Annotated in this window: 1 pseudogene; it reads right to left on the bottom strand. The window is 68.8% G+C overall.

Annotated elements, in window-relative coordinates:
• Positions 1-923: pseudogene (locus ABZS97_RS43950) on the bottom strand (hypothetical protein); the annotation flags it as partial.
• Positions 924-1,517: the final 594 nt, after the last annotated feature.

Here is a 1,517-nt window from a genome sequence, read left to right as displayed (position 1 = left end):
CAGGTCTGTCCGCCGTCGGTGCTGGCGAAGGCCGCGCCGGCGCCCAGCGCTCCCGCGACGGCGCGGCTGCCGTCGGTGGGGTCGAAGAGGACGATGCCGAGCGGGACGTCCAGGACCTGTGTCCACGTCTTGCGCTCCGCGTCGGCGCAGCGGAACAGGCCGGTCGCGGTGGCCGCGAGGACCACCTCGCCGTTGGGAGAGAGCGCGATCCGGGTCACGGCGCGGAAATCCGTGGTCTGTGTCGTGGTGATCGGTGCCCAGTTGACGCCGTCGGTGGTGTGGAACACGCCGTTGCCACGCAGCGCGTCGGAGTTGGAGAAACCCTCGCCGGTGCCTGCGTAGATGGTCGTCGGGTCCGTCGGGTCCATGGTCAGGCAGGAGCACGCCAGGTTGCCGAGGAAGTCGTCGACGGGTGCCCACTGCCCTCCGCCGTCCTGGGTGTGCCACACTCCGCCGCCGGAGCTTGCGGCCCACATCTTCAGGGGCTCCTCAGGGTGGATCGCGATGCCGCGAGTACGGCCGCCAATGTTGCCGGGGCCGAGCCACTCCCACTGGGTGAGCTGCATCCCGGCCGTCGGTGTCGGGCCGCCCGCGAGATTCTCGCTGGTCAGACCGGTGGGCACACCCGCGGTCTGTGCAGCGGGGGCCACGCTGTCGTCCATCCGCGAGCGCAACCGGTCGAGGGCGACCCCCTGGGCGTGCGCCGGGACGGTGCCGTCGTCACCGCGGTCCTGTTCGAGCCTGAACTGCCGTCGCGCGTTGGGCAGATCAGGGTAGTTCAGACGACGCAGAGCCCGACGTATCGCCGCGTCCGACAGTCCCAGGAGAGTCCCGTTTGTCGCGCCACGGCTTCTGCGCAGCAGCGGCACCTGCTCGATCCTGATGTTCTTTGCCCGCGCCAGCTGTTCATCGGAGATGGTCATAACGCCCCCAGATGAGGATGCGGTGAACCTCCACCCGAAACACTGCTCGCTGTGCGGAGATCCGGCAATCGAATCCCGGAAAGCGAGTGACGCAACTCCGCTCTGCGTCGCGTGTGTTGTCACGCTGTGGCCAGAGCTTGCGAACTCGTCGGCGCGTGCGGTTCGCGACCGGTCGAGTCGAGGGCCTCTCACTATCGTCACCCCGGGGGCCGGGGGGTGCCAACTCTTGGCGGGGCGGTGGCCTGCCCGAACGGCCCGACTCGTCGCACTGGAGTCGTTCAGACCGCGAAACCGGCCCGATTTCAGCCAGCGACGTGAATCCAGGACCACCGTCAGCCGCCCCCGCTGCCATCCCGATGCGGGGGCGGCCAGCAGCCTCACCGCCACGAGCCAATCAGCGGATCAAGGGCCCTGGGGTGGGCAGTTGGAGGTCTGCTTGAGGGTGGGTTGAGGGAGGCGTTGGTGGGGGGTGGGCGGGGCTAGCGTGTGGTGTGGCGCGGGTTTTTGGCCATGGAAGGGAACGTGCGAGGGCTCGACGACTGTTTGGGGGATGGTGTGAGGATTCAGGTTCTGGGTCCGTTGAGTGCCGAGGTC

It is taken from the genome of Streptomyces sp. NPDC005485 (assembly GCF_040606085.1).
Lineage (GTDB): Bacteria > Actinomycetota > Actinomycetes > Streptomycetales > Streptomycetaceae > Streptomyces.
Note: the sequence above shows the minus strand (reverse complement) of the source record. Positions and strands in the feature narration are given on the sequence as shown.